Here is a 14,301-nt window from a genome sequence, read left to right on the forward strand (position 1 = left end):
ATGGTCAACATCGACGATCCGGACTTCGATGCTCAGGCGCTGCGCGTGATCAAAGCAATTGCGGATGAAGGCTCCATTACGGGGGCGGCCATCGCACTCGGATACAGCCAGCCCGCAATCAGCCAGCAGCTCAAGCGACTGGAGCGCCGCCTTGAAGTGCCGATCGTCGAGCGTGTGGGGCGCACTGTGCGCCTCACCGAAGCGGGTCGTATTCTGGCCCGCCATGCACCTACCGTCACCACGGCACTGGATGCGGCGGCAGGAGAAATCGCAGAACTTAGGGGGTTGCGCTCCGGTCGAGTGAGACTCGTGGGCTTCCCATCGGCATCGCCGACGATCGTGCCACGACTCCTCGCCGAGCTCGAGGCTTCGCACGAGGGAGTCAGCGTTACCTACATTGAAGCCGAGCCGCCCGAGGCTGTCGAAGCTGTGCGCGACGATCGTGCTGACATCGCGTTGACGTTCAGCTACCCGGGCGATCGCGATGATCCACACGGCTCAAGCGCGCGGGGTCTCTCTGTGCGCACGATTGGGTCGGACGACCTGCTGGCAGTGTTTCCGCAGGGGCACCCTGCGGCGCGTCATGCACGTGTCGACCTGGCATCGCTCTCAGAAGAACGTTGGATCGCCGGTTGTCCCCGCTGTCGCGGCCACCTTCTGGAGTTGTGCGCGCGGGCTGGCTTCGATCCCGACATTGCTTTTGAGACTGACAACTCTGTGGCGGTCGAAGGGCTCGTGGCACAGGGGATTGGGGTTGCCACGCTGCCCCGCATGGCCGTGGCATCGTTTCCGCTCCTGCCTGGTGTGGTGACTCGACCGCTGCCAGCCGCAGAGTCACGCACCATTCATGTGGTGACAGCGCGTGGTGCCGATCGCGTTCCGGCCGTGCGTGTGGCACTGGAAGCCATCGCGCGCCTCGTTGAAGGCCAGAGGGGCGACAGCGAGGGCAACTAGAGTAGATGGTGATGTCTTCTACACCTGATACCCGAACGACAACCGCCAGCGGAGCCGACATTCGTGTGCGCTTCTGCCCGTCACCGACGGGTTTGCCACACGTCGGTCTGATCCGTACGGTGCTTTTCAACTGGGCGTTCGCCCGGCACAACGGCGGAAAGCTTGTCTTTCGGATTGAAGACACCGATTCAGCTCGCGACAGCGAAGAGAGCTACCACCAGTTGCTTGAGGCGTTGCGCTGGTTGAAAATCGACTGGGACGAAGGCGTCGAAGTGGGGGGCCCTCACGAGCCCTACCGTCAGTCTCAGCGGCATCATCTTTACCGTGATGTTCTTGAGAAGCTCGTCGCCGCTGGCGCCGTGTACGAAAGCTACTCGACAGCTGCCGAGATCGATGCGCGCAATGAGGCTGCTGGTCGCGCAAAACAGCTCGGATATGACAACTTTGACCGCACCCTCACCGACGAGCAGAAGGCTGCGTTCCGGGCTGAGGGGCGCGAACCCGCGTGGCGGCTCAAGGTGCCCGACGAAGACCTCACTTACGACGATCTGATCCGCGGCGAAGTAACTTTCCCTGCCGGCTCGTTTCCTGATTTTGTATTGGTGCGAGCAGGTGGAGTGCCGCTCTATCCCTTCGTGAACCCGGTTGACGATGCGCTCATGGGAATCACTCATGTGATTCGCGGCGAAGATTTGATGCCATCTACCGCTCGACAGCTTGCCTTGTACCGTGCACTCGTCGACGCGGGAGTGACCACCTTCATTCCGCGCTTCGCGCATATGCCCCTCGTGTTGGGTGAGGTCGGAAACAAGAAGCTGTCAAAGCGTGACCCGAAGGCCGATCTCTTCTTGCAACGCGAGAAGGGGTTCATTCATGAGGGTCTGTTGAACTACCTGTCGTTGCTGGGCTGGTCGATCGGGCCTGACCGTGACGTCTTCTCGCTCGAAGAGCTAGTGGAGTCGTTCGACATCGTTGATGTCAATCCGAATCCGGCACGATTCGATCAGAAGAAAGCCGAGTCAATCAACGGGGATCACATTCGGATGCTTCAGCCCGCGGACTTTGCTTCGCGGTTGGTGCCGTATCTCGTCGCTGCTGGAGTAGTCGAAGAGCCGATGACTGCTGATCAGCAAGAGATGCTTGAGGCGGCTGCGCCGCTCGTTCAGGAGCGGATGCAGCTGCTGGGCGAAGCTCCCGCGCTGCTCGCCTTTTTGTTCACAACCGACATCAGCTATGCGGATGATGCGCTGGCGACGTTGCCAGCCAATGCGGGGGAGGTGCTCGTTGCCTCGGTGGGCGCGCTTGAGCTAGTGCCAGAAGCCGAGTTCACGACTGCCGCGGTTCACGCTGCCCTGTCAGCCGCTCTCATCGAAGGGTTGGAACTGAAACCGAGGATTGCCTTCGGGCCGCTGCGCGTTGCGTTGAGTGGGCGCCGCATCTCGCCGCCGTTGTTCGAGTCGATGGAGTTGCTGGGCAAGGCAGAAACGCTGCGTCGGCTCGGTGCGCTGGTCGCCCACCGGTCTTGATCAAACGGGCTCAGTTTGTTCGGAGAGCGACAATCGTCTAGACTCGATCTTCGGCAAGACCTCTGCGTTAGAGCCTTGGGGTATGGTGTAATTGGCAACACGGCGGTTTCTGGTACCGTTGTTCTTGGTTCGAGTCCAGGTACCCCAGCCACAATAAAACCCCCGCTAGTCGGGGGTTTTTGGTTTTTGGGAGCGAGTCGCCTTTCGGCTCGAAAGCTGTGCTCATAATGGCTTCATGAGTAGTTCCCCGTTGTCGCGTGGCGAAGCGAGCGAGCTCGAAGAGCTTCGGCGACGCGCTTACGGGCCCGACGCCGATATCAGCGCCGACATCGCTTCCCGGAATCGACTATTCGAGTTGGAGGGTTTAGCGCAGAGAGCGACGCCGCCTGTTCCGGCCGTCGCGGAGCGTGAATCTCCCGATGACGCCGACACTGAGTTTCCACGCGCAGTCTCCGCACCCGAGGCCGAGTTGCATGAAACGAAGAGCGCGCCTCGCCCTGATGAGGAAAACGAGCTCGCGCTGACGTCGGCTGTGGCGCGAGACTCGGCGACGAAGCGCGGGCGCATGCGATTTCGCATTACAGTGGTCGCGGTAGTTTCTGCCGTGATCGGGGCCAGCATCGGAGCGAGTGCGGTTGCGCTGGTCGCACCGCGCGCGGATCTCATCATGCAAAAAACGGATGACCGCATGCCTCAGGCAATATCTGTGCAAGTCGCGGACTGGGGTGTGGAGCCGGCCTCGATACAGGGCTACGAACCGATCGGTGACTTGAGCGTGTGGACAGCCGAAGCATTGGGCGGTGACCCGTGCATCATGCTCGTCGCTGACACCAGCGTTCGTGCGATGTGGTGCTCGCCCGGGGGACTGGATCCGAGTCTCGATGTGTTGATCGGGCGCGACATTGCCAGTCCCGATCCTTCACTTCCTGACGGCACCGCGCTGCGAATGATCGCCGACGGCGACGTGGTGTCAGTGTGGGTGCATCCGGCTGAGGCATCGGCAGACGAAGACGACGGCTAGTCGGGCGGTGGTTCTTGAATTTCGAGCCAGTCGTGCTTCCTCATGGCTCTCGCGCCGGGTAGCGTCGTAACTTGGTTGCTCGTTGCTCACTGCAGAGGTGAGTCGACCGCGGAGGTCTCGAGCAGGTTTACAGAACTAGGAGAGTCACATGGCCGAACGTCAGGCAACAATCGCGAGTTCATCCGGTCTTCACGCGCGCCCTGCGAAGCTCTTCGTCAATGCCGTCAAAGAAAGCGGAGTCCCGGTGACCATCGCGGTAGACGGCGGCGCCGATCTCAATGCGGGCAGCATTCTTTCGCTGATGGGTCTCGGGGCGTCGCAAGGCACGGTTGTGACCCTCAAAGCTGAGGGCGATGGCGCTGAGCAGGCGCTCGACGAGCTCGTGGCGCTTCTCGAGACGGATCTCGACGCGCAGTAGCAGGAAGCAAAATGCCGTCCCGTTGCATTCGCTAGCGCGACGGCATTTTGCTGCCTTGGCCTTCGTCGAGCAACTCCGAAAGCGTCTCCACGCCGAGATCCTCGTAGGCAGACCACGGAATGGGTTTCGAGGGGCATCTCGGGGTGCTTCGATATGGAGCCTTGCAAGAGCCTGCGCGAGGGCGCGAGTGGGCGTCTGCTTTCGTCAGACCTTTGCCGTGCTCAAACCTCCGCGCTATCGAGCGGCTGGAGTGATACGAACTCTCCGCCCGACTGTTCCGTCGCCCACTTCAAGCGCGCACTTCCCATTTGCTTGCCGATGACGGAGAGCGTCCAATCGTGTGTGGCAAAGGCGCGGCGCGGCGCAACGGCAAGAACGAAATCCATCGCTTCGCCGATCTTCAGCCAAGGAGCACCGACTGGTGCCGCGAGCAACTGCACCTTCTTGTCGACGGGGACGGCGTACGAATCACCCGGGTAGTAGAACTCATCGTTCACCAGCACGCCGACGTTATCGATGACCGGTATCGACTCATGGATGACGGCGTGCCTGCCACCGAAGAACTCGAGGGAGAACGGACCGACTTCGATGACATCGCCCGGGTGCACGGTGGTGATTGAGAAGTCACTGGCTGCTCGTGTGACCCCTTCGGGACCGAAGATTGGAATATGGGGGAATGCGGTGAGGATTCGAGACAGATGCTCGGGTGTCCAATGATCCGGATGCTCATGGGTGATGACGATTCCAATGACGTGATCGAGGTCAAGGAGGGGAGACGTGAAACTGCCGGGGTCGACAACAAGCGTCTTTCCACCGGCCTCGAGAGTCAGGGTGGCGTGTTCGTGCTTGGTCACTCGCATGCTGAGAGTCAACTCTTCGGAGGCTCGTTGAGCAAGTGACGAAACGAGGCCTAGTTCGATTTGGAGGGCGCGCCAAAGACATGGCATAATCGAACGGTTGCCGAAAAGGCGACACGGTAAAGTACGGCCCCATCGTATAGCGGCCTAGTACGCCGCCCTCTCACGGCGGTAACGCGGGTTCGAATCCCGCTGGGGTCACCAATATTGAAGAACGCCCGGCCATTTTGGCTGGGCGTTTTTCGTTGCACACGCAGTAGACTGGTGCGGTACCTGTCTCAAGGACTGAGTGGGGACACAACGACACCCGACACCGTAGTCATGTCTACCAACAGAACGGCAGCAACAGATGACCCAGACCCTTCTGCCCGGAATCCAAGCGGCGCGCGTGACCACTCCGAGAATCACGGCGAATGTGCTCGAACGGCCAGCAACGAGTAAAGATCCACAGCGCACTGTGGTGTTCGTACACGGCAACGTGTCATCGTCGTTGTTTTGGCAGCCGTTGATGCTCTCACTGCCCGCCGATCTGCGCGCGCTCGCTGTCGACCTTCGGGGTTTTGGAGAGAGCGAAACTCTCCCCGTAGATGCGTCTAGGGGAGTGCGCGACTTCTCTGACGACGTGATTGCAGTGCTGGCTGCGCTCGGCATTCCGTCGGCGCACCTCGTCGGCTGGAGCATGGGAGGCGGCGTTGTCACCCAACTCATGCTTGACCGCCCAGACCTTGTCGCGAGCGTCACACTTATTGCACCGGTCTCGCCTTTTGGTTTCGGTGGCACTGCGCTTGACGGCTCGCTTCTAGTCGCCGACGGCGCAGGCACAGGCGGCGGAGGTGCCAATCCAGACTTCGTGGAACGGCTCGCAGCGGGTGATCGCACCGAGGCGGCGCCTACCTCGCCGCTGGCCGTCTATCGATCGAGCTACGTGGCGGCCGGGTTTGAGTCTGAGCACGAAGAGCTGTGGGTGGAGTCAATGCTGACCACCGTGACCGGTGAAGATAACTATCCGGGTGATTCCACGGTCTCAGAGAACTGGCCGGGCTTTGCACCAGGCGCAAGGGGCGTGCTCAATACGATGGCGCCAACTGTGTTCAACACCTCGGGGATCGTTGATCTCGCGTCGAAGCCTCCCGTGCTTTGGATTCACGGTGAGAACGACGCGATCGTGGCCGACGGATCGTTCTTCGATCTCAACCAGTTGGGTGCGGCCGGCATCATTCCGGGCTGGCCAGGTGACGATATCGCCCCGCCACAACAGATGAAGCGTCAGACTCGGAATGTGCTTGCGGTCTATTCCGAGAATGGTGGTCTAACGACCGAGCTGGCGCTTGAGAACTGTGGTCACAGTCCTCACCTTGAGCATGCTGACGAGGTTCGGCGCGCGTTGACCGAACACATCCGGTGGGCGTGATCGAGAGCTGACTTCGGGCCTGGCCACTCGAATTGACGGATAGCCTCGGTGATGTGATTTCTACAACTTTGACTGACGGTGCGGTCTTACGCGAAGCGCGCGCGGGTGATGAAGCTGGGATTCTGGCGTGCATTGCGGCTCTCGCAGTGTACGAACGTGAGCCTGACGCGGTCGAGAACACGGCCAGCGCCCTCACCGCGACTTTGTTCGGTGCCGCCCCGAAAGCCTTTGCTCACGTGATCGAGCGAGAAGGGGTTGTCGTCGGAATCGCGCTCTGGTTCCTCACTTACTCAACCTGGACAGGCAAGCACGGAATCTGGCTCGAAGACCTCTATGTTGACGAGAATCAACGAGGGCGCGGGTATGGCAAGTCACTCATCGCGTCGCTCGCTGGAGTGTGCAAAGAGCGTGGCTATCCGAGACTGGAATGGACCGTGCTCGATTGGAACGAGCCAGCAGTCGCTTTTTATCAATCGATTGGCGCCACACCGATGAGCGAGTGGACGACACAACGCCTCGTAGGCGAGCAACTCTCGCAACTAGCGTCAGCGGTGAACGCGTGAGTGGCGAAAGCAAGACGATCGTCATCACCGGCGCGAGTGATGGCGTTGGGGCGGCGGCGGCTCGTCAGCTCTCTGCGAGTGGCAACCGAGTGGTGCTTGTCGGACGCTCCCGCAGTAAAACGGAAGCGATTGCGCACGAAATCGACGCGCCGTTTCATATCGCCGACTATGCAAAGCTTCAGCAGGTGCGCGAACTCGCTGCAGACTTGGCGGCTAGCTATTCGCACATCGATGTGCTGGCGAACAATGCCGGTGGGATCTTCGGCGACCGCGAGCTCACCGCAGACGGGTTCGAGCAGACTTTTCAGGTCAACCATCTCGCAGGATTCCTGCTTACCAACCTCCTGCTCGACAAGTTGGTCGCGAGCAACGCCAGTGTGATTCAAACTTCTAGCGTCGCCGCCAAGCGTTTTTCGAAGTTCGATATCGACGATCTGCAGGCGGAGCGCAAGTACTCCGGTCAAGTTGCGTATGGCAACGCAAAGCTTGCCAATATTCTCTTCACTCGCGAACTTGATCGTCGAACCGCCGAACGCGGCTTGTCAACGGCGGCGTTTCATCCCGGCGTCGTAGCCACCAGCTTCGCGTCGTCGTCCGGTGGTTTCTTCGGGTTCCTGTATACCAATCCGCTCGCGCGCCGCTTAATGACAACCACCGAAGGCGGCGGGTCGCGTCTCACATTTCTTGCCGAAGGCACCGCGGGAGTGGATTGGACGTCGGGGGAGTACTACGAGCGCGATCGACCAGTGGCTTCCCACCGTCTGAGTCGCGATGAAAAGCTCGCACGTCAGCTGTGGGAGCGTAGCGCCGAACTAGTGGGGCTGTCAGGCTGAAGCCTGGCGTAGCTGATCGCGTGACTGACTCATTGCCCGTTCTCGAGGTAGTCGCGGCCGTGATTGAGCATGAGGGCATGCTGCTCGTCTGCCGTCGCGCCGACGGACGATCTGCCGCCGGAAAGTGGGAGTTCCCTGGCGGCAAGATCGAGGAAGACGAGACACCTGCTCAGGCTCTGACCCGAGAGATTCGCGAGGAACTGGGGGTCAGCATCACGATCTCGGGTCATCTCACGACCGACGACACCGTGGTGTCAGACCGCACGATCCGGCTCACATGTTTGCGTGCCGTCTTGACCGACGCTATTCCGGTGGCGAGCACCGACCACGATGCGCTGGCGTGGCTGGCTCCTAGCGGGCTCTTGGGTCGTTGCTGGGCTGAACCGGATCTGCCGGCTGTGAGTTTGCTCAGCAACGCGACTACATCGGGAACACCAGGCCAATAGCATCCGTTCTCTTGTCTTGTACGCGCAGAACATACGATTGTTTGCGAACACCACGATCACTCAGGAGTGACTCATGACCGACGACGGCACCATCACACGCACACCCGGTACTGAAACTGCTGTGCTTGCAGGCGGCTGTTTCTGGGGAATGGAAGATCTGATTCGTCGGCAGCCTGGCATCATGCAAACGCGGGTCGGCTACACAGGCGGCGCCAATGATCACGCCACATACCGCAACCACCCGGGACATGCTGAAGCCGTAGAGATCGTGTTCGATCCCACAAAGACGAGCTACCGCGATGTGCTGGCGTTCTTCTTTCAGATCCACGATCCAACTACGCTCAACCGGCAGGGAAACGACATCGGTTCGAGCTATCGTTCGGCCATCTTTCCGCTGTCGTCAGAACAAGAACGCATTGCGCGCGAAACCATCGCCGATGTTGATGCTTCGGGACTGTGGCCGTCAAAGGCGGTGACGACTCTCGAACCGGAAGGCAGGTTCTGGCAAGCAGAGCCCGAGCATCAGGACTACTTGCTTAGGTATCCCAACGGATACACCTGCCACTTTCCACGAGCTGGGTGGGTCTTGCCCAAAAGAGCTGAAGCCACCTCATAGCGGAAGTCGGCAACTACCGCCGGCATCTGGTCGGCGTCCGAGGGCGGGAGTAGCCTGCCGGGTATGACCGAGACGCAAACTCTCGAATGGCTGCTGGACTCTGACCCGGCGCTCAAATGGCAAGTTCAGCGAGATCTTGTGCGAACGTCATCAGACGTATGGCGTGCGACTCGAGACCGAGTCGCGACCGAGGGATTTGGCGCGGCCATGCTCTCTCATCAAGATGAGGACGGCCAGTGGGCGGGCGGCGCGTATTTCCCTGCCGATTTTGACGAAGCATCCGCTGAAGCCGAAGAAGGTCAGCCTTGGACCGCCACGACCTGGTCGCTCAACTTTCTGAGGGAGTGGGGCTTGGACCCAGCGGCGCTCGCTGGCACCGCAGAAAAGCTCGCGGTCAACAGCCGATGGGAATACGAACAGTTGCCCTATTGGGCCGGCGAAGTTGACTGTTGCATCAACGCTTTCACCGTAGAAAACGGCGTCTGGCTGGGTGCAGAGATCGGTGGAATGGTCGATTGGTTGGTTGAGCATCGCCTCTCCGACGGCGGCTGGAACTGCGCATGGATCGACGGCTCGACGCGATCTTCCTTTCACTCGACCATCAGTTCGTTGCGTGGTCTGCTCGCTTACGACATCGTGACGGGCGGCACAGAGGCAACCCGATCTGCCCGTCGCGGTGGCGAGGAATATCTTCTTGAACGATCCCTCTTCAAACGCCTGTCTACGGGTGAGCAGGTTGGGCCCTGGGCCACCCGTTTCGTTCACCCGTTCCTGTGGTTCTATAGCGTGTTGAACGCGGCTGACTACTTTCGCAAAGCGGCATTGTTTGATGCCATGGCGCCTGATCCACGCATGGGGGAAGCGATTGAGCTCATTCGCGGTAGGCGATTGCCCAGCGGGGCGTGGTTGCAGGAGCGCACCCAGAAGGGTCGTGTTTGGTTCGAGATGGACGTTCCTGAAGGCGAGCCCTCCAAGTGGCTCACCTTCTACGCCATGAGGGTTCTCGAATGGTGGGATGCTGCTGCGCTTCGTTAGACAGCGAACTGATTCCACCCGAGCCCGAGGAAGCTACTCGCTCGTCGGTTTGGACCTTTTACGAGCGGAGCGCGCCATGCTGACTATTGCCCAGACAATCAGCCCGGTGGCCGCAAGAACCAGTAGCCAAGGGAGCAGAAAGCCGAGTGCGATCATGATGCCGTTGAGCGTAGCGATGAGCCCATTCCATCCGGCGGCCACTCCATCGGTGAAGCCAGCGGGGTCTGCTTCGACGGGTTGCGACTCCGAGTGGAGCGTGACGGTGAGCGTTGACATCGCAACCTGTCCTTCCACTGACTCCAGCTGTTGCTGGTAGGACTCAACCATCGTTTGGCGTTCAGATAAGGCGCTCTCGGCCGCGATGAGATCGGCGATGTTCGTCGTGTTTGACATCAATTCAGTGAGCCGATCCACCGACGCCTGGGCTGAATCTATGCGTGCGCGAAGGTCGATCGTTTGATCGGTCACATCCTGGCGACTGATCGATGAGCTGGTTACATCGCCAAGCTCGGACAGCTCGCCGATGAGATCGTCGAGTTCATCGGCTGGCACGCGCACGGTGATCCATGCACCGTCTGGTGCATAGGGGTAAGGCATGGTCTCGTAAGCACTGCCGTTTTCGTCAACCGAGTACGCATCGCCCGAACGACCGATGCTCATCGACTCGACATATCCGTTCCGCACGTTCACTGCGTCTGCGATAGCGCTGACGCTGGAAGGTACGTCGTCGACCACGACTGTCGCGGACGCGAATGTCATGATGTCGCGTTGAGCTGACGCACCGGTTGTGTCGTGCTCGAAGGCGAGCGTTTCATCGCTCATCTCGCTGGTGAACGCATCTGCTCCGTCTGCGGCGATATCGGCGCTGTCTGTCCCCGACTCGAGGCCGGGGCCTTCAAGCACGATTGCGGAGCCGTCGTTGACGTACGACGAGTCGCCTACGACTGACGCGAGGCTCGGGGCGATGACGGCAGCCACCACGACGACCGCAGCGGCGGCTGCCCCACCGATCCACCACTTGCCCCTTCGGGAGCGCTGAGCGACGCGGTCTTGCGAGATTCTTGAGAACACTTCTCTCTCCATGGCATCAATACGTTCGTCGCCAAGTTCCGGCAGGTTGTCGGTGTTCGCATCAAACGCCGTATCGCGATGTTTCTTGTCAGTCATGATGTCTCCTCGATCGAGGTCCGCAATCGCGTGCGGAGGCGGGAGAGACGGTTGCGCACGATACCGTGCGTGACCCCGAGCTCTGTGGCGGCCGCGTGGTACGAATAGCCCTCGGTTGCGCAGAGTCGAAAGATGTCTTGGTCGAGCTGCGTGAGGCTGGCAACTTCGCGCATGATTCGTGAGGCGAAGTCGGAGTCGACAACCTGCTGCTCGACGTTGACCGTAGCGGGAAGGTTCTCATCGATCATGGCTGCGGTGTGCCGGCGATCGCGTTGCTGACGCCGCATCCGATTCGCAGCTTGGAATCGACAGATTGTCACGAGCCAGGGCAGCAGCGAATCACCTGCAAGCTCGAGGCCGGGCAGCTTGCGCCACGCAACCAAAAATGTCTCCTGGGTGACATCTTCAGCATCGGCCACGTCGCCGAGTAGGCGGTATGCGAGCCAGTAGACGGGCCGCACGTAGGCGCGATATAGCGCGCGAAACGCAAGATCGCTCCCACCCGCGGCCTGTGCCACGAGCGTCGCATCTTCTGTCGCCACCCGGTCGGTCATGTGATCCCATCGTCTACCGCGCGTTGCACTGCGGCAACCTGTTTGTCTCTTACCCTCTCAGTGTCGCGGAGCAGGGGAACGTCTCAAAGCGTCAGAACTCTTCGCGGTGACCTGTATTCTGTTCGAGCGAGAGGGAGTATCCCGATATCGCGCGTTCGTCATCACGGGAGCTCTTGCTCCCCGGGCGCGTGCCGCACGAAAACCGTGCGGGGGAGAGACTTTCGACGTTTTGTCGCCCCCGCTCCCATTTTTGAAAGGCCCGGTATGGACCTGCAACTCCCGCTTTGGTTTGAAGTTGGCTCGTTGATCGTGCTCACGCTGATCTTGATCGCCGATTTGCTGCTCATTCTCAAGCGTCCTCACATTCCTTCGACGAAGGAATCGACGCTCTGGGTGGTCTTCTACATCGTGCTCGCGCTCATTTTTGCGGGGTTGATGTGGATCGTTGCTGGTGCTGAGTTCGCGGGACAGTTCGTTGCCGGCTGGCTGACTGAGTACAGCCTGTCGATCGACAATCTCTTCGTCTTCGTGCTGATCATGACGCAGTTCGCCGTCCCGCGGCGGTATCAGCAGGAAGTGCTGATGGTGGGAATCATCATCGCTCTCGTACTTCGCGGGCTGTTCATCCTCGCTGGTGCAGCGATCATCGAGGAGTTCAGTTGGGTGTTCTACATCTTCGGCGCGTTCCTTGTCTGGACCGCGTATCGTCAAGCATTTCCTGGCGGAGACCACGATGACGACGTGCAACGTGAGAGCTTCATTGTTCGCACGCTTCGACGCACGATCGACATCAGCGATCACTACGACGGGGCAAAGCTGCGCACCGTGGTGAATGGCAAGAAGATGTGGACGCCGATGATCATCGTCTTCGTGGCGATCGGCGTGACTGACTTGCTGTTCGCCATCGATTCGATTCCCGCGATCTTCGGCATCACTCAGAGCGCGTTCATCGTATTCACCGCCAACCTCTTCGCCCTCATGGGTTTGCGTCAGCTGTACTTCTTGCTCGGCGACTTGCTCGATCGGCTGCGCTACCTCCATTACGGAATCGCATTCATCTTGGCGTTTATCGGTGTCAAGTTGGTGTTGCACGCGATGCACGTCAACGAACTTCCGTTCATAAATGGCGGACGGCCGATCGCGTGGGCTCCCGAAATCTCGACATGGCTTTCTCTCGCTGTGATTGTGTTCGCAATGGGAGTCGCAACTATCGCCAGCCTGATCGCCGCTTCGCGCGACAGCAAGGCAGCAAGCCCGGAAGATGCCGCCAGTACAGTTGCGGAAGAGAAGGGAACCCCGCCTACGATTGACGGTGTGTGAGCGGTGGTAGCCTGTCTGGGTGCGGATCGCTCGACTTCTCCTTAGCGGCCGCGACGAGTCCTAGTCCAGGCCTCTCTCGTCGCGGAGTGTCGTCGCGGGCTTGATTCGCTTTCCGAGGAGATAGAGCAATGACAATTTCTGATGCGTCTGCCGTGGTAGATCGCCCCCGTACCCTCGCCGAGAAGGTGTGGGACGACCATCTGGTCGTGAAGGGCGAGAACGGGCAGCCTGATCTCATCTACATTGACCTGCATCTGGTGCACGAAGTCACCAGTCCGCAGGCGTTCGACGGGTTGCGCGCGGAAGGCCGACCCGTGCGCCGTCTCGATCTCACGATCGCGACTGAAGACCACAACACTCCGACTCTGAACATCGATAAGCCGATCGCTGATCTCACCAGCCGAACGCAGATCCATACGCTGCGAAACAACGCGGAAGAGTTCGGCGTTCGCCTTCACTCGCTGGGCGACAAAGAGCAGGGGATCGTACACGTGGTCGGCCCGCAACTCGGCCTCACGATGCCGGGAGTGACTGTCGTGTGCGGCGACTCGCACACCTCGACTCACGGCGCGTTCGGCGCGATGGCGTTCGGTATCGGCACGAGCGAGGTCGAGCATGTTCTCGCTACCCAGACGCTGCCGCTCAAGCCGTTCAAGACCATGGCGATCACTGTCGAGGGCGAGCTGAAGCCGGGTGTTACGGCCAAAGACGTAGTGCTCGCGATCATCGCACGGTTGGGTGCGAACGGCGGTCAAGGCTATGTGCTTGAGTTTCGTGGCAGTGCCATTCGCTCGCTCTCGATGGAGGGGCGCATGACCATGTGCAACATGTCGATCGAGGCTGGCGCACGTGCGGGCATGGTCGCTCCCGACGACACCACCTTCGAGTACGTCAAGGGTCGCCCGCACGCGCCCGTCGGCCAGGACTGGGACGATGCGGTTTCTTACTGGCGCACCCTTCCCAGCGACGAAGGCGCCGTGTATGACGCTGAAGTGTTCTTCGACGCAGCCGAACTTGAGCCATTCGTCACTTGGGGCACCAATCCCGGTCAGGGCGTTTCGCTCAGCGACGTCGTGCCTACTCCGAGTGAGATTGCTGATCCCAACGAGCGCGCGGCGGCCGAGCGAGCGCTCGAGTACATGGCGCTTGAGGCGGGCACACCGCTGAAGGAAGTTCCCGTAGACGCGGTCTTCATGGGGTCATGTACCAACAGCCGCATCGAGGATCTTCGCGCCTTCGCCTCTGTCATTGAGGGCCGCTCGAAAGCCGAGGGCGTTCGAGTAATGGTCGTCCCCGGCTCTGCACGAGTGCGGCTCGAGGCTGAAGCTGAGGGCCTGGACAAGATCATCATTGCGTTCGGCGCGGAGTGGCGCTTTGCAGGATGCTCGATGTGTCTGGGCATGAACCCCGACCAGCTGGCACCGGGTGAGAGATGCGCATCTACGAGCAATCGAAATTTTGAAGGCCGTCAGGGCAAGGGTGGGCGCACACATCTGGTATCACCGCTGGTCGCGGCAGCGACTGCGGTGCGCGGCACGCTGTCGAGTCCGAGTGATCTGCCCACACGAGTGGAGGCTTGA

General features: G+C 60.3%; 15 protein-coding genes and 2 tRNA genes. 14 read left to right on the forward strand and 3 right to left on the reverse strand.

Translation table 11 applies throughout. From position 1 onward, the window contains the following. From AB0O81_RS01535 to AB0O81_RS01555, 5 genes are all read left to right on the forward strand, one after another. A complete protein-coding gene (locus tag AB0O81_RS01535; protein ID WP_363580510.1) occupies positions 1–954 on the forward strand; it encodes a LysR substrate-binding domain-containing protein in 954 nt (317 codons plus the stop codon). 11 nt (positions 955–965) lie between these two features. Beyond that, on the forward strand, positions 966–2,480 hold the full coding sequence (gene gltX, locus AB0O81_RS01540) for a glutamate--tRNA ligase (protein ID WP_363580512.1): 1,515 nt from the start codon (positions 966–968) through the stop codon (positions 2,478–2,480). A 76-nt stretch (positions 2,481–2,556) separates the two neighbouring features. Continuing rightward, a tRNA-Gln gene (locus tag AB0O81_RS01545) sits at positions 2,557–2,631 on the forward strand. Between the two features lie 84 nt (positions 2,632–2,715). Then, complete coding sequence (locus tag AB0O81_RS01550; RefSeq protein WP_363580514.1) at positions 2,716–3,501, forward strand: hypothetical protein; 786 nt, start codon at positions 2,716–2,718, stop codon at positions 3,499–3,501. 148 nt (positions 3,502–3,649) lie between these two features. Continuing rightward, on the forward strand, positions 3,650–3,919 hold the full coding sequence (locus AB0O81_RS01555; RefSeq protein WP_363580516.1) for an HPr family phosphocarrier protein: 270 nt from the start codon (positions 3,650–3,652) through the stop codon (positions 3,917–3,919). Between the two features lie 221 nt (positions 3,920–4,140). On the opposite strand, the gene AB0O81_RS01560 is transcribed toward AB0O81_RS01555, so the two are convergent. Further along, positions 4,141–4,779 carry an MBL fold metallo-hydrolase gene (locus AB0O81_RS01560; RefSeq protein WP_363580518.1) on the reverse strand — a complete coding sequence of 213 codons (639 nt, stop codon included), beginning with the start codon at positions 4,777–4,779 and terminating at the stop codon, positions 4,141–4,143. Between the two features lie 125 nt (positions 4,780–4,904). Here AB0O81_RS01560 and AB0O81_RS01565 point away from each other — a divergent pair. The 7 genes from AB0O81_RS01565 to AB0O81_RS01595 all read left to right on the forward strand — a co-directional run bounded on the left by AB0O81_RS01565 (position 4,905) and on the right by AB0O81_RS01595 (position 9,680). Further along, a tRNA-Glu gene (locus AB0O81_RS01565) sits at positions 4,905–4,980 on the forward strand. 145 nt (positions 4,981–5,125) lie between these two features. After that, positions 5,126–6,187: an alpha/beta hydrolase gene (locus AB0O81_RS01570; RefSeq protein ID WP_363580520.1), complete on the forward strand. Its 1,062-nt coding sequence runs from the start codon at positions 5,126–5,128 to the stop codon at positions 6,185–6,187. Between the two features lie 53 nt (positions 6,188–6,240). Beyond that, complete coding sequence (locus tag AB0O81_RS01575) at positions 6,241–6,750, forward strand: GNAT family N-acetyltransferase (protein WP_363580522.1); 510 nt, start codon at positions 6,241–6,243, stop codon at positions 6,748–6,750. Further along, positions 6,747–7,583, forward strand: a complete 837-nt coding sequence (locus tag AB0O81_RS01580; protein ID WP_363580524.1) for an SDR family NAD(P)-dependent oxidoreductase — start codon at positions 6,747–6,749, stop codon at positions 7,581–7,583. The genes AB0O81_RS01575 and AB0O81_RS01580 overlap by 4 nt, the downstream gene beginning before the upstream one ends. Positions 7,584–7,603: 20 nt before the next feature. After that, complete coding sequence (locus AB0O81_RS01585) at positions 7,604–8,029, forward strand: (deoxy)nucleoside triphosphate pyrophosphohydrolase (protein ID WP_363580526.1); 426 nt, start codon at positions 7,604–7,606, stop codon at positions 8,027–8,029. Between the two features lie 73 nt (positions 8,030–8,102). Then, positions 8,103–8,645 (forward strand): peptide-methionine (S)-S-oxide reductase MsrA, encoded by a 543-nt coding sequence (gene msrA, locus AB0O81_RS01590; RefSeq protein WP_363580528.1) that lies wholly within the window; start codon positions 8,103–8,105, stop codon positions 8,643–8,645. Between the two features lie 63 nt (positions 8,646–8,708). Then, positions 8,709–9,680 (forward strand): squalene cyclase, encoded by a 972-nt coding sequence (locus tag AB0O81_RS01595; RefSeq protein WP_363580530.1) that lies wholly within the window; start codon positions 8,709–8,711, stop codon positions 9,678–9,680. Between the two features lie 33 nt (positions 9,681–9,713). On the opposite strand, the gene AB0O81_RS01600 is transcribed toward AB0O81_RS01595, so the two are convergent. Then, positions 9,714–10,847: a DUF4349 domain-containing protein gene (locus AB0O81_RS01600; RefSeq protein ID WP_363580532.1), complete on the reverse strand. Its 1,134-nt coding sequence runs from the start codon at positions 10,845–10,847 to the stop codon at positions 9,714–9,716. After that, entirely contained in the window at positions 10,844–11,401 is a 558-nt protein-coding gene (locus AB0O81_RS01605; RefSeq protein ID WP_363580534.1) for an RNA polymerase sigma factor, read from the reverse strand. Before AB0O81_RS01605 ends, AB0O81_RS01600 begins: the two co-directional genes overlap by 4 nt. A 264-nt stretch (positions 11,402–11,665) precedes the next feature. On the opposite strand from AB0O81_RS01605, the gene AB0O81_RS01610 reads away from it, so the two are divergent. Beyond that, a complete protein-coding gene (locus AB0O81_RS01610) occupies positions 11,666–12,721 on the forward strand; it encodes a TerC family protein (protein WP_363580536.1) in 1,056 nt (351 codons plus the stop codon). 128 nt (positions 12,722–12,849) lie between these two features. Then, positions 12,850–14,301: a 3-isopropylmalate dehydratase large subunit gene (leuC, locus tag AB0O81_RS01615; RefSeq protein ID WP_363580538.1), complete on the forward strand. Its 1,452-nt coding sequence runs from the start codon at positions 12,850–12,852 to the stop codon at positions 14,299–14,301.

The sequence above is a fragment of the Microbacterium sp. NPDC076911 genome (genome assembly GCF_040687125.1).
Classification (GTDB): domain Bacteria; phylum Actinomycetota; class Actinomycetes; order Actinomycetales; family Microbacteriaceae; genus Microbacterium.

Excerpts from the sequence above, each read along its gene's own strand:
- AB0O81_RS01535 (WP_363580510.1), top strand. The coding sequence starts at position 1 with ATGGTCAACATCGACGATCCGGACTTCGATGCTCAGGCGCTGCGCGTG.
- gltX (WP_363580512.1), top strand. The coding sequence starts at position 966 with ATGTCTTCTACACCTGATACCCGAACGACAACCGCCAGCGGAGCCGAC.
- AB0O81_RS01550 (WP_363580514.1), top strand. The coding sequence starts at position 2,716 with ATGAGTAGTTCCCCGTTGTCGCGTGGCGAAGCGAGCGAGCTCGAAGAG.
- AB0O81_RS01555 (WP_363580516.1), top strand. The coding sequence starts at position 3,650 with ATGGCCGAACGTCAGGCAACAATCGCGAGTTCATCCGGTCTTCACGCG.
- AB0O81_RS01560 (WP_363580518.1), bottom strand. The coding sequence starts at position 4,779 with ATGCGAGTGACCAAGCACGAACACGCCACCCTGACTCTCGAGGCCGGT.
- AB0O81_RS01570 (WP_363580520.1), top strand. The coding sequence starts at position 5,126 with ATGACCCAGACCCTTCTGCCCGGAATCCAAGCGGCGCGCGTGACCACT.
- msrA (WP_363580528.1), top strand. The coding sequence starts at position 8,103 with ATGACCGACGACGGCACCATCACACGCACACCCGGTACTGAAACTGCT.
- AB0O81_RS01595 (WP_363580530.1), top strand. The coding sequence starts at position 8,709 with ATGACCGAGACGCAAACTCTCGAATGGCTGCTGGACTCTGACCCGGCG.
- AB0O81_RS01600 (WP_363580532.1), bottom strand. The coding sequence starts at position 10,847 with ATGACTGACAAGAAACATCGCGATACGGCGTTTGATGCGAACACCGAC.
- AB0O81_RS01605 (WP_363580534.1), bottom strand. The coding sequence starts at position 11,401 with ATGACCGACCGGGTGGCGACAGAAGATGCGACGCTCGTGGCACAGGCC.
- AB0O81_RS01610 (WP_363580536.1), top strand. The coding sequence starts at position 11,666 with ATGGACCTGCAACTCCCGCTTTGGTTTGAAGTTGGCTCGTTGATCGTG.
- leuC (WP_363580538.1), top strand. The coding sequence starts at position 12,850 with ATGACAATTTCTGATGCGTCTGCCGTGGTAGATCGCCCCCGTACCCTC.